The following is a 13,704-nucleotide window of genomic DNA, read 5'->3' as shown; positions in this document are numbered from 1 at the left end:
TTTCCACAATTTTTCGTCACAATGTAAGACTTTTTTACGACACACACTTTTTCATAAGCTAGAATACCAGCTTAGATATTTATAAAAGTGGCAGTTAAGCCACTGTCCAATTTTATTATTGAATGGAAACCACATGACCTTTACTTTGGTACTGATCCTTATAGGTGCACTTTTTCTCCTCATCATTGGTATCAGTCTGATACAACAACAAAAAGAGCGTGCTGAAGCCGAACGCCGAATGGAATTAAAACGTCAGCGAGCCATCATAGATGAAACTGAGTCAGTACTTTCCAGCACCGGCTTAGCTTCTTTTCCTAGCAGTATTATTTTGGTGTTATATAAACGCATCAATGAAGCCCTACAGGTGTCGGTTTCCTATTTAGTAAATCAGCCTCAGCAGGCGGATTACCAACGCAGACAAATTGATATTCAAGCGCAAATAACCAATTTAAATAACAATGCAATGCAAGCCTTAGCCATAGAAAACTTTCGTTTACCTGACAATGACAAGCAAATTCTAGAATTAGTACAAATGCTTAAAAAATTAAAAGCCATTGTTCGGGCAGAAAATAATAAAGGTAAAATAGAGCCGCAGGTGTTTGCTGAAGCAGAAAGTCGTATCGACAGTTACCAGTTACGCATCAATGTTGAATCCATGCTTTCAAGAGCAAGAGCGTCTAATTCGCTAAAACAATTTGGCTCTTCTAAGCAAATGGTGTCGAAGGCGCTAGCCACACTGCAAGCGATTAAAGCGAAAACCCCGGATGACCCATTTATTTCCCGCAAAGTTGACGAAGCAAAGGAGTTACTCAGTGAGATTAACTCACAGCAAAAACAAGTGATCCCAGATGCAGTAAAACCGAATAAAAATGAAGGTGATGATATTGATATGTTGTTTCAACCTAAAAAGAAGTGGTAACGGGTTAACTTATTTAATTTACAGATTTTAAAGCCTCTTCGGAGGTTTTTTTATTGAGTGAAATATAATCGCCCCCTAATAATCAAAACAGCAATGCTAATTATCCTATAGCTGTTTATTTAGATGATTAAAAAACATGAAAATTGAGCAATAAAAATGGGACCCTATGGTCCCATTTTTTTCAATCGCTAATTTGTTAGAGAAAGAAGATTAATCTTCCTTTTTCTTTACTGTTTTTTTCGCTGCTGGCTTTTTGGCCGCCGCTTTCTTAGCTGGCTTTTTCTTAGTTGATTCGCTCACCCATTTGCCACCAATGAATTTTGATGACCAACCAGTGGCTTTTCCGTCAACTTCAGTAGCAACATATTGCTCTTTGGTTTTACGACTAAATTTAACTGCGGCTTTATTACCATCATCATCGGTAACTGGCGCATCGGCAAGGTACTGATATTTTGGCCAAAGTTGCTCACGATAATGAACCAGTTCTTCAACCAAAGGCGCTCGTGTTTCACGAGATTTAGGGAACGTACTTGCTGCAAGGAAAATACCTGCCGCGCCGTCACGCAATACAAAATGTGCATCAGACTTAGTACATTTCAAATCAGGTAAGAAGATAGGATCTTCTTTAGGTGGCGCCGCTTCGCCGCTTTTTAGTAACTTGCGGGTATTTTTACATTCGGTGTTGGTACAACCAAAGTATTTACCAAAGCGGCCATTTTTAAGTTCCATATCATTGCCGCACTTATCGCATTCAATGATTGGTCCTTCATAACCTTTAATCTTAAATTGACCAGCTTCGATTTCGTAACCTTCACAGGTTGGGTTATTACCACAAACATGTAATTTACGTTCTTCATCGATGAGATAACTGTCCATTGCGGTGCCACATTTACCACAACGATGTTTAGCACGCAGTGCATCAGTTTCAGCATCTTCATTGTCGCTGACAGCTTCTTCACCTGGTGTTAAGTTCATGGTGGTTTTACAGCGCTCTTTTGGCGGTAAAGCATAACCAGAACAGCCTAAGAACACACCGGTGGTGCCGGTACGAATACCCATTGGGCGACCACAGGTTGGACACTTAATGTCTTCAGCCAGCACCATCTCATTAAGACGCATGCCGCCTTCTTCCGGATCTAACTCTGCATGTTTAAGTTGCTTAGTTAAATCGCCATAGAAACCATCAAGGACTTTTTTCCACTCAAGTTTACCTTGAGCGACATCATCAAGGGTTTGCTCCATGCTAGCTGTAAAGTCAAAGTTCATAATGTCACTGAAGCTTTCAACTAAACGGTCACTAACAATTTCACCCATCTTTTCAGCGAAGAATCGACGGTTTTCTACTTTTACATAACCGCGGTCTTGAATAGTTGAAATAATCGTTGCATAGGTTGATGGACGACCGATACCGCGCTTTTCAAGCTCTTTAACTAATGACGCTTCACTAAAACGTGCAGGCGGCTTAGTAAAATGTTGTTTAGGTAACAATTCATTTAGATCTAACACATCGCCTTTATTAACCACTGGCAAAGTCTTGTCTTCTTCGTTCTTCTTACCCATTGGCGGTTGCACTTTAGTCCAACCGTCAAAGCGCAGTGTACGACCACTGGCTTTAAGTTCGTAATCACCTGCAGTCACAGTCAAACGAGTCGCATCATATTTAGCTGGATTCATTTGACATGCAACGAATTGGCGCCAAATAAGCTCATAAAGGCGCTGAGCGTCTCTTTCCATGTCAGTCATTGTAGCTGATAGGATTTTAACGTTAGACGGTCTGATAGCCTCATGCGCCTCTTGAGCGCCCTCTTTACTACCATATCGAATTGGGTTTTCTGGTAAATAGTCGTTGCCGTACTCAGAAGCGATCATTTCCCGTACACCATCTACCGCTTCTTGACTTAAATTAGTCGAGTCGGTACGCATATAGGTAATATGCCCTGCTTCATAAAGACGCTGCGCCATCATCATGGTCTTTTTAACACCAAAACCAAGACGAGTACTCGCTGCTTGTTGTAATGTTGAGGTGATATAAGGCGCTGATGGTTTACTTGATGTCGCTTTATCATCACGACCGGTAACCACAAACTTTGAATCTTTTAACGCATCTAACGCTACTTGAGCTTGAGTTTCATTAATTGGACTAAAGGCCGCCGACTGATATTTTGCCACTTGCATTTTTAGCTTTTGAGCTTGCGAAGTTGCTAAATCAGCATGCACATCCCAAAATTCTTCAGGGACAAATGCCTTAATCTCACCTTCACGCTCAACTACCAGTCTAACGGCTACCGATTGAACACGGCCTGCAGATAAACCGCGAGCTACTTTTTTCCAAAGTAATGGCGACACCATGAAACCCACAACTCGGTCTAAAAAGCGACGCGCTTGTTGTGCGTTAACCATGTTGGTATCAAGTACAGATGGTTTGCTAAATGCATCTTGAATGGCTGTTTTGGTAATTTCGTTGAACACAACGCGCTGATAACGAGATTCGTCACCACCAATAATTTCCTGCAAATGCCATGCAATTGCCTCACCCTCTCTATCCAAATCGGTTGCGAGATAGATGTGGTCAGCAGTTTCAGCTAATGCTTGCAGCTCTTTAACGACTTTTTCTTTACCTGGTAGGATTTGATACTTAGCCGCCCAGCCTTTTTCTGGGTTAATCCCCATACGGGCAACTAAAGCACGTTTATCCCGCGCAAGTTTGTATTTAGCTTTTTCTTCAGGCGCCATTTTTCTAACTTCAGCCGGCGTTTTAGTCGCTACCGTGCTGTCTGGCGATGATGATGTAGGCAAATCACGGATGTGACCTACACTCGATTTAACGATGAATTCTTTACCAAGGTACTTATTAATAGTCTTGGCTTTGGCCGGCGATTCGACAATAACTAGTGATTTACCCATAGTTTAATTTGCGCCAAAAAGTCTCTAACAGATATAAATTGGTTCCATATATAGAGTGTTGAGACGAATGTTTCAAGTAAATACCTCTAATATGTGTCCAGCGAGCCATTTTTTAATCAATTATAAAAAAGGAGAAAAAATAATATTGCGTTAATAAAAAGTAATATTTCATTATTTAGGGTCTAGCAAGTAAAACTTGTGCATGTTTAGTCACTTTTTCAATATTTGCGACCCGAGTCACCGCTTGTTAACCCTTATATCATCAGTATACTGACGGTAATTTCACAAAATTAAATCGTAAAAAACCTATTTAAATAACAATAAGAATGACTATTAAGGAAAATAAATGAAGCACTTTGAAGCGAACTTCGATGGTCTAGTCGGGCCAACGCACAACTATGCAGGGCTCTCTTTTGGTAACGTTGCTTCATACAGTAACGCGGCCCAAGCATCAAACCCTAAGGCTGCCGCTAAGCAAGGGCTTCAAAAAGCAAAGTCACTCGCAGATCTTGGCATGATTCAAGGTGTATTAGCCCCTCAAGAGCGTCCAGACCTTTATTCGCTACGCCGTATGGGTTTTGCTGGCTCTGACGCTGAAGTGTTAACACAAGCCGCCAAGCAAGCTCCTGCATTACTCAATGCCTGCTGTAGTGCTTCATCTATGTGGACCGCTAATGCTGCAACTGTGTCACCCAGTGCTGACAGTCGAGATGGCAAGGTTCATTTTACGCCAGCAAATTTGGTAGATAAGTTACACCGTAGTATAGAACCGATAACTACGGCGAATATTTTAAAGGCCACATTTAAAGACGAACGTTTTTTTAAACATCATCAACATTTACCAGAACATGCAAGCTTTGGCGATGAAGGCGCAGCTAATCACACCCGTTTGTGTGGTGATTATGGTCATGCTGGGGTTGAGTTATTTGTCTACGGTCAAGAAGCGACTAACCCAAATGCAGTTAAACCGACTAAATATCCAGCAAGGCAAACATTAGAGGCATCGCAAGCGGTAGCGCGGTTACATCAAATCGATGACGAAAGCTGCGTTTTCATACAGCAAAACCCTGATGTGATTGACCAGGGGGTTTTCCATAATGATGTTATTTCTGTCGGTAACCAAAATGTGTTGTTCTATCATGAACAAGCATTTTTAAATACTGATGCAAAATTCGAAGAAATTCGCCATAAGATGAATACAGAAGTGCACTTTATCAAAGTTGCCACCTCGCAAGTGTCCATCAATGACGCCGTTAAAAGCTATTTGTTTAACACGCAAATTATCACCTTGCCAAACGGTGAAATGGCGATAATCGCCCCAACAAATTGCCAAGAAAACCCGGCAGTCCGTGCTTATTTAAATGAGCTTGTGACTTTAGGAACGCCGATAAAACACGTTAAATATTTTGATGTAAAACAAAGTATGCAAAATGGCGGCGGCCCTGCTTGTTTGCGTTTACGTGTTGCCATGAGTGAATTAGAAATCTCCGCAGTCAATCAAAACACCTTGATGAATGACGCTTTATTTAGCCGCTTAAATCTATGGGTAGACAAGCATTACCGTGACAGCTTAGTTGTGGCTGATTTAGCCGATCCGCAGTTAATTATAGAATCGCGCACTGCATTGGATGAGTTAACTCAGATATTAAAGCTTGGCAGTGTTTATCAATTTCAGAAATAAATCATAAACTTAAAATAACCCAAAGCGCCTAACTAGGCGCTTTTTTATTGAAGTGACATCCACTTTCAAAGATAAAAAAACCGCTCTATGAGCGGTTTTTGTTAAAGTTTATACTAATCAATTAACCATTATCTTTAACGTTAACTGTATACGTTGCAGGGTCACCATATAAGGTTTGCACCGTGATAGTTAAGTTACCATTGGTTTTCTGGTTAGCGCTACTCTCACGGCCCACAGTAAAGGCAAATAGCAATGGTCTCATTGAGGTGTTATTGCCAATCGTGTAAGAACTGGTAGCAGATGATAATTCACCGTTTTCAGTTGTTGCCGTAATCGTGGTTCCACTTGCCAATGTATTATTATTTAAATCAGACAAGAATAGATATACAGTTTTAGTCGATAAACCTATATCGTTTGGCGGTACATTACCATCAAGTACTGTTCTAATATCAATTTCTGCAACATCAGTAATATTGCCAGCATCATCAATATCGACAAAACGCCCGTATGGAGTTGAACCCGACATAACAACTGTCATATTTCTAAACACGTTTAACTGTGCTTTAAAATTACCACTACCAGTATCGGTACATGCTGCCTCTGAACCTGCCGCGCATAATAAGCCAGTATAAAAACCATCAGCAACGTCAAATGAACTGTTGGTATTATAATCAATAAATTCCTCATTAATCGCACCTGCTGGAGTATTGCCAGCTGAGTTTTGATCGCGATAGAAGCCATCATTGTTATGGTCAATAAATGCCTCAGTTAAATCAGTAAATGGCTCACCTGCATCAAATAATCCATTACCATTTAAATCAACAAAACTTTCTTCACCAATTGCATAAGCCAGGATAGTTGAACGCCCAGGTCTTGGCTCTGCAATAACCGAGTTACTGCCATCAGCAAAACCTGCCACAGTTGTACCTGTACAAGGTGGCGTTGTAATACCATTGAACCCACCATTTGGACAAATAACCGTGGTACCTGAAAATGGTCTTGGGTCTTGGCTGCGCCAATCTAAACTACAGCCACCATTTGGCTTATCAGTACCATCTTGCAAGCCTGTTTCACAAGTCGCATCAATTGCACCGCCTTCCGTTCTGAAATTAATCACTGTGCCAGCAGGAACAAGGTTATTGAAATGATCAGCTGCTAGAATGTTTACCGTAGATTTCTCGTTATCATGCTCCCAACCTTCAACATTTAATACAGTTGCAGATAGTGAGAAACTATTATTATCGGCAAGACCTGTTGAAATGACTAATTGATCTGAAATATTTGAAACTATCGCATTATGACCTGACTCGGTACTGCCATCCCATAAAGCAAATACTTTAACTGCTGTTGGTACATCTCCAGAATGCACAGTAACCTGAACATCACCATTAGCATCAGTATAAGCGACTGCATATTTATTAGGTGACGTTATATCACTAGGATACTCAGCATCACCTGCTTTAGGCATATTGCTACATACATCATAGTCTTGAGCTAAAGGAGAAGGGCTTAATGTCATGCCACCTAATTCAGTACTCAGCTCAAAACAAACACGCTCTGACGCTGCCGCTTGTCCTATTTCATTAATAACCCTAAATGACACTACAGAGGTTTCACTTCTAGAACCAACTTGTGAAATACCACCAGTGCCACGTAAAGCAAGTTGCGTCGGTGTCGCTGACACATATTCAATTGCGCCGACAGTAATAGTGTCAATACTTATAGCTGTAGAAGCTGTAACAGCACTACCACCAGTGATAGCAGAAACGGTAATTGTGTCATCACCTTCACACCCCGTTGACCGATAAGTAGCATAACCCTTACCACCATTAGTCACCACAGGAGTATCAATAACAGCTTTACCTGCTGCAACGCATTCTGAAGTGAACTCTAATGAAAATGGTTGACCTGTAGATAACGATCCATCGGGATTGAAGACCGTAACAGTAACGATAGTCGAACCACCAGCAGGAATAACATCTGAGCCAGCCGCAGTCTCAATTTCGAGGCTAATATCAACACGGCCTATTTCAAATGCTTTTGTGGCTGTCACATCTTGTACTTTAAGTGACACTTCACCTGCGCCCACATCACCATTTGAATATAAATCTAGTATAGCTTTACCATCACTGTTAGTAATAGCAGTGCCAGAATTAGGACTGATTGCACCAATTGTTGTACCAGCTGTTACTAAAACTTGCTCTAAAACCTGGGTGCTGCCCGAGCGGGTGATTGTAGCGCCTAGGATACCTGGTCTGTCGTTAGTTATATTGTCAGTAACAGTACAAACTTCAAAATTCTTAAGGTTTTTATCCCATGTAGTCGCATCATTACAATCATATAATTCGAACGCTATTGCAGGGCTAGCTTCTACTGGGTCAATATCATCACCAGCAGTCACAAAACCAACAACAGCAGAGGTATCACCGTAAGTTGCGGTCACTTCACCAGCACCTTCAATGGTGCCAGCTGTTAATGTGATAAATGCTTCACCTGTTGAAGAGTCCGTTAAAGCTGTGCCGTTAGTGGGTAGAAAACTACCTAAAGTACTGCTGAATGTAATCACTTTACCCGTTAAAGGTAAGCCATCTTTATCAACTAGGTTTACAACTACTTTACCTGGATTAGACTGGGAAACATTAGTTGTGATAGCCCCTGATTGAGCGTCCTGCAAACTAATCCTTAACTCATTAGCTTCACCATCTCCACCTGGAGCATCACCAGCTACATTTACATTGAAGTCTTCTGAGATAGAATCACTGTCTAAATTAAATTGAGCAGTAACAGTTCCAGCTCCTGCAGAGTTACCAGTATTAAGAGCAATAATAGCTTCACCATTGTTATCAGTTAGCGCGGTACCAGTCGTAGGGTTTAATACTCCTTCCCCCTCTAAAGTAAAGGTAATTGTTTCAAAAGCCGCCGGTAAGTTATCTTTAAGTAAAGTCGCAACGACTACGCCAGGTTTTGACTGAGAAATATCTCTATTTTCATTACCAAGAGTATCGTTAACAACAATTTCTAGAGTGTAAGAGTCAATAGGCTTAATTTCTACTTCATCGCCTAATGTTGTAAACCCAATAACTGTTTCATTTTCTTCAACTATTATTAATATCTCAGAAGAACCAGCAATTGCCCCTGCAGATATAGCAATGCTTGCTACACCAGAAGAATCAGTTAAAGCTGTACCTGATGTGGGAGTAAATACGCCATAATCAGAGGTGAATGAAACCACCTTGCTCTCTAATCCATTACCATCGGAGTCCGTGTAAGTGACCTTTACAACACCTGAAACAGCAGCACTAATTTGACTGATAGTAGCTCCAGAGTCATCTACAAGTACTGCGGTAACTAAATTTCCGCCAGCTTCAGCGCCATCACCAACCATAGTGACATTTAAAGTTGCACTTTCACCCGTTGAAGTTGTAGCTGTAACAGTCGCGCCCGTTGCTATTTGGGCAGTATTTAATTGAATCGTAGCAACACCATCAGAATTAGTCGTCACTTCACCAGTTAAAGGTGTAAAAGTTCCGTAAGTATCATTATTTAAACTAAATGTGACCAGTGTTTCTATAGCATTTCCTTCTGAATCCTTAACTGTTGCAGTTAAAGTCGCAGGTTCTGCTTTGGAAATGGTATTGGCCGTAGACGTTAGATTTACATCAATTGTGACAGGATCAGGATCCGTTCCTCCGCTACCATCATCGGAAATGCTTCCACCACCACTACAAGCAAATAGAAATATTGAACTTAAAAGCGCTAAAAATAGTCTTTGTGCTGACCTCATTGTCAGTCTCCCTGTTACATTAAACTCGTACTTATGAATTATAATAGTTACTTAGTAAGCGATATCAAACAAAAATATTGCAACTTTCTCTTTACTCTACTGTTTTTTTCCACATTTATCCTCAAAAACTTTAACTTTTACCCCGTTTCATAAGATTTCGTTTCCTGATAGGCTTAAAAATGTAAAAAATATACTTATAAAAATGATGGGAAGGATGTAGTTTTGATTAATAAAAGTAAGCTTGGTTTAACAAGCAAAATACTAATAGGTATGGCAGCGGGTATTATTCTTGGATTAATTCTAAGAAATGTGTTCCCCGATAGTTTATTCGTAAAAGATTATATTACTGAAGGTATCTTGCACGTTGTTGGAACCATCTTCATTTCAAGTTTAAAAATGTTAGTGGTTCCGCTAGTGTTCGTATCACTGGTTTGTGGTACCTGTTCATTGAGTGACCCGTCCAAATTAGGCCGACTTGGTGGTAAAACCATTGCGTTTTACATGTTCACCACCGCGATTGCTTTAACGGTCGCAATTTCAATGGCCATTCTCGTTCACCCTGGTAACGCATCACTGGCAACCTCTGCGATGGAGTTCAGCGCTAAAGATGCCCCTAGCCTTGCTGAAGTCGTGATTAATATCGTACCAACAAACCCAATTGAAGCCATGAGCCAAGGCAACATGCTGCAAATCATTATTTTTGCAGTCATCTTTGGTTTTGCAATTTCACACATTGGCGAGCGCGGCGCACGTGTATCGGCATTATTTAATGATTTAAATGAAGTCATCATGCGCGTGGTTACTTTAATCATGCAACTTGCGCCTTATGGTGTATTTGCGCTGATGGCAAAACTAAGCTTAACCCTAGGTTTAGAAACATTCGGTAGCGTAGTTCAATACTTCTTCTTAGTAATTTTTGTATTACTTCTGCAAGCACTGGTTGTTTACCCTACGTTACTCAAGGCATTCTCAGGTTTAAGCCCATTAATGTTCTTACGTAAAATCCGTGATGTGCAATTATTTGCTTTCAGTACTGCAAGTTCAAATGCAACCTTACCTGTTACCATCGAGACGTGTGAACACCGTTTAGGTGCTGATAATAAAGTCGCTTCATTCACCTTACCCCTAGGCGCTACCATCAATATGGATGGCACCGCTATTATGCAAGGTGTGGCAACGGTATTTATTGCCCAAGTATTTGGTATTGAACTGAGCCTAATGGATTATGTAACAGTGGTTGTTACTGCGACATTGGCATCCATTGGTACTGCTGGCGTTCCTGGCGTTGGCTTAATCATGCTCGCCATGGTGCTCAACCAAGTCGGCCTTCCTGTAGAAGGTATTGCATTGATTATCGGTGTTGATCGTCTACTTGATATGATCCGTACCGCGGTTAACGTAACGGGTGACTCAGTCGCAACTATCGTCATTGCCAAATCTGAAGGTGAGTTCAATGAAGCTGTATTCAATGATTCACAAGCGGGTAAAGTAAGTGCGAGCTTTGAAGATCAAGTTAAAAACGTCAAAGCGTAAAATACATTAGCATTAAATATTTAGGCGCCATATTATGGCGCCTTTTTTATTTGTGTTATAACCTAACTAATCAGATGCTTAACTCATGAGATTAAAATGGATTTTACCCTGCTTTCAACCCTTGCCGTTATTCACTCTTTAGCATTAATTAGCCCAGGGCCTGATTTCGCTATTATTGTAAAAACAGCCACACAACAAACTCGCAGCACTGCAATCATGTGCGCGGTAGGAATAAGTGCCGCGATATTGGTGCACAGTTTGCTATCACTTTTAGGGATAAGCATCATGATCCAGCAATCTGCAATGGCTTACATAGTGGTGCAAATTATTGGGGTGAGTTACTTGGCATGGATGGGTTATGGCGCTTTAGCGGCCTCATATCGGGCATATACACAAACTCAAGCATCATCTGATGAAACTGAAATCAATGGCCGTCTCCCTCACCAAGGCACTATGTCTGCTTTAAAAGGCTTTCAAATTGGCCTTTATACTAATTTGCTTAACCCTAAAGCGTTAATATTCTTTATCACCATTTTTACCGTACTGGTGACACCACAGGTCACTATAGAAACGAAATTTGCGTCAGCTAGCTTATTATTTGGCTTATCTATCATTTGGTTTTGCTTTCTCGCCATCATATTAACCAACCCCAACATTCAACACAAAATGGCTAAAGGCAATAATATAATTAATATCATTACCGGTATTATTTTCCTTGGCGTCGCTATTACCATTGCAATGTCATTAATATCCACGCACCTGTTGAACTAGAGGTTAACAATTCAAAATAAAATGCCTCTGTGTCAGCTACAGTTAAGTATTAGGCTGATAATATCTAACGATTAACAATGTAAGAGTATTTCCTATGAGAATTTTGGTAATCGAAGACGATCCGATTTTATCGCACCATCTAAATGTGCAGTTATCTGAATTAGGCAATCAAGTCCAAGTGGCTTTGACGGCTAAAGAAGGCTTTTATCAAGCAACTAACTACCCTATTGATATTGCCATCGTTGACCTTGGCCTGCCCGATAAAGATGGCATGACATTGATTTCTGAAATTCGAAATGCAGGCGTCAAAGCTCCTATTCTCATCTTAACCGCGAGAGTTAACTGGCAAGATAAAGTAGAAGGCCTTAATGCCGGTGCAGATGACTACCTGGTAAAACCATTTCAAAAAGAAGAGTTAGTCGCTCGCCTCGACGCTCTTGTGCGCCGTAGTGCAGGCTTTGTTAAATCGACCATCAGCTCAGGTGCTCTGCAGCTTGATTTAGCCGCTAAACAAGTCTCATTAAATGATGAGCCAATGGAAGTCACCGCCTTTGAATATTTAATTTTGGAATATTTAATGCGTCATTGCCATGAAGTCGTTGCCAAGCAACGCTTACTTGATGTGATTTATGGTGATAAAGAAGGTGACCCTAATACTATCGAGGTAATGGTAAGCCGTATCAGAAAAAAATTGACTAAAGGCGCTATTGAAAACCCCATCGCAACAATACGCGGTCAAGGATATAAATTTAACTTACCATGCAGCTAAGATTTAAACCCAAAAAGCGTCTGCTCACGAGGATGTTAATCACATCCTTAGCGATTATTGCACTTGTTGGTTTTGCCCTAGCTTGGTCATTGACCATTTTACACGCCCAAAATAGCTACAATGTCGAAACTTCGCAACTAATCGCTGAAATGCCTCAAATTGCAGCCGAATTAAGAGAGCACGACTTAATTCCGAAAAATAACAATTGGCTGCAAGAAAATAATAGGCAGAAACGCTATATTATGGCCAGTTGTGGGGATAATTATCGCCAAATTTGGACCTCTACACTGGCAAAAGAAAACGGCATCAATGACATTTGTAGCCGATTTAAAACCATTGCCGATACATCCCCGCCCTATTATCTGACCACGGCAAATAATAAGTCTTATTTTGCCTATCAATTACCAGTTGAATTGAATCAACAGCAATACAACATGATAGTGCTCAAAGATGCAAAAACCGTTGAAAGAGACTTCAAACGCTTTAAACGGTTAACTTATCTGCGACTGGCCGTTGTACTAGGTTTAGCCTTCATACTACTGATCAGTGCAGCCTATTGGGGCATGCACCCAATGATAACCCTTAAACAAGAACTACAAGCAATCACTAAGGGAAAAAAACAAACACTATCAAGTGATTACCCACAAGAATTAAAAGGCGTTACTCAAGCGTTAAATCAATTATTAGTCCAATCTAGCGAACAGCAAACTCGCTATCAAAATGCCATGAATGATTTAGCCCACAGTCTAAAAACCCGCTTAGCTGCGGTTCACGCCATTACTGACGACCAGCAGTTAAGTAAGGCTGATGCGAGCGAAAAAATCATGCAGCAAGTAGGACAAATGGATCAACTCGTAAAATATCAACTCAAAAGAGCCTTAGTGGGCCGACAAGGACTAATACAGGAGCAAACGCCCGTGTTACCCATGGTTGAGCAGTTATCACAAATGTTATTCAAGATTTATCATGAAAAGTCAGTGCAGTTTAGTAGTGATATTAATTCTGATATTAGCTTTCCAGTCAATAAAGGTGATTTGATGGAACTGTGCGGTAATTTAATGGAAAATGCCTTTAGATTGTGTATCAGTCAGGTCAAGGTTACAGCCTTTATTGATGACGATGGCAGCACTGTGTTAATCGTAGAGGATGATGGCCCTGGCGTTGAAGATGCACTCAAAACGCGCATCATTCAGCGTGGTGTGCGCGCTGACACCCAATCCCCCGGTCAAGGCATTGGACTTGCAGTGTGTCATGAAATTGTCAGCAGTTATCACGGCACCTTATCAATTACAGAAAGTCAGTTACAAGGGGCAAAATTCACTATTAAGATCCCCAATCAATGA

General features: G+C 40.8%; 8 protein-coding genes. 6 read left to right on the top strand and 2 right to left on the bottom strand.

Annotated features, from left to right (window positions below; all coding sequences use genetic code 11):
* Positions 1 to 133: 133 nt before the first annotated feature.
* Positions 134 to 919 carry a hypothetical protein gene (locus tag BCU94_RS08400; protein WP_102476128.1) on the top strand — a complete coding sequence of 262 codons (786 nt, stop codon included), beginning with the start codon at positions 134 to 136 and terminating at the stop codon, positions 917 to 919.
* A 210-nt stretch (positions 920 to 1,129) separates the two neighbouring features.
* Here the strand turns inward: BCU94_RS08400 and topA are convergent, their stop codons facing one another.
* Positions 1,130 to 3,823 carry a type I DNA topoisomerase gene (gene topA, locus BCU94_RS08395; RefSeq protein WP_102476127.1) on the bottom strand — a complete coding sequence of 898 codons (2,694 nt, stop codon included), beginning with the start codon at positions 3,821 to 3,823 and terminating at the stop codon, positions 1,130 to 1,132.
* Between the two features lie 346 nt (positions 3,824 to 4,169).
* Here topA and astB point away from each other — a divergent pair, with 346 nt between their 5' ends.
* Complete coding sequence (gene astB / locus BCU94_RS08390) at positions 4,170 to 5,504, top strand: N-succinylarginine dihydrolase (RefSeq protein ID WP_102476126.1); 1,335 nt, start codon at positions 4,170 to 4,172, stop codon at positions 5,502 to 5,504.
* A 121-nt stretch (positions 5,505 to 5,625) separates the two neighbouring features.
* Here astB and BCU94_RS08385 read toward each other — a convergent pair whose 3' ends face one another.
* Complete coding sequence (locus BCU94_RS08385; protein ID WP_102476125.1) at positions 5,626 to 9,288, bottom strand: invasin; 3,663 nt, start codon at positions 9,286 to 9,288, stop codon at positions 5,626 to 5,628.
* A gap of 222 nt (positions 9,289 to 9,510) precedes the next feature.
* On the opposite strand from BCU94_RS08385, the gene BCU94_RS08380 reads away from it, so the two are divergent.
* From BCU94_RS08380 to BCU94_RS08365, 4 genes are all read left to right on the top strand, one after another.
* Complete coding sequence (locus BCU94_RS08380) at positions 9,511 to 10,821, top strand: dicarboxylate/amino acid:cation symporter (RefSeq protein ID WP_102439770.1); 1,311 nt, start codon at positions 9,511 to 9,513, stop codon at positions 10,819 to 10,821.
* A gap of 96 nt (positions 10,822 to 10,917) precedes the next feature.
* Positions 10,918 to 11,592: a LysE family transporter gene (locus BCU94_RS08375; RefSeq protein WP_102439769.1), complete on the top strand. Its 675-nt coding sequence runs from the start codon at positions 10,918 to 10,920 to the stop codon at positions 11,590 to 11,592.
* A gap of 94 nt (positions 11,593 to 11,686) precedes the next feature.
* Positions 11,687 to 12,361 (top strand): response regulator, encoded by a 675-nt coding sequence (locus BCU94_RS08370; RefSeq protein WP_102439768.1) that lies wholly within the window; start codon positions 11,687 to 11,689, stop codon positions 12,359 to 12,361.
* Entirely contained in the window at positions 12,352 to 13,704 is a 1,353-nt protein-coding gene (locus BCU94_RS08365; protein WP_102476124.1) for an ATP-binding protein, read from the top strand. The genes BCU94_RS08370 and BCU94_RS08365 overlap by 10 nt, the downstream gene beginning before the upstream one ends.

Source organism: Shewanella sp. 10N.286.52.C2 (genome assembly GCF_002874545.1).
Classification (GTDB): Bacteria; Pseudomonadota; Gammaproteobacteria; order Enterobacterales; family Shewanellaceae; genus Shewanella.
This window is presented reverse-complemented; position numbering and strand designations above follow the sequence as displayed.

Bases quoted from the DNA above. Each gene is read 5' to 3' on its own strand.
- BCU94_RS08400 (WP_102476128.1), top strand. From the start codon at position 134: ATGACCTTTACTTTGGTACTGATCCTTATAGGTGCACTTTTTCTCCTC.
- BCU94_RS08365 (WP_102476124.1), top strand. From the start codon at position 12,352: ATGCAGCTAAGATTTAAACCCAAAAAGCGTCTGCTCACGAGGATGTTA.
- astB (WP_102476126.1), top strand. From the start codon at position 4,170: ATGAAGCACTTTGAAGCGAACTTCGATGGTCTAGTCGGGCCAACGCAC.
- BCU94_RS08375 (WP_102439769.1), top strand. From the start codon at position 10,918: ATGGATTTTACCCTGCTTTCAACCCTTGCCGTTATTCACTCTTTAGCA.
- topA (WP_102476127.1), bottom strand. From the start codon at position 3,823: ATGGGTAAATCACTAGTTATTGTCGAATCGCCGGCCAAAGCCAAGACT.
- BCU94_RS08370 (WP_102439768.1), top strand. From the start codon at position 11,687: ATGAGAATTTTGGTAATCGAAGACGATCCGATTTTATCGCACCATCTA.
- BCU94_RS08385 (WP_102476125.1), bottom strand. From the start codon at position 9,288: ATGAGGTCAGCACAAAGACTATTTTTAGCGCTTTTAAGTTCAATATTT.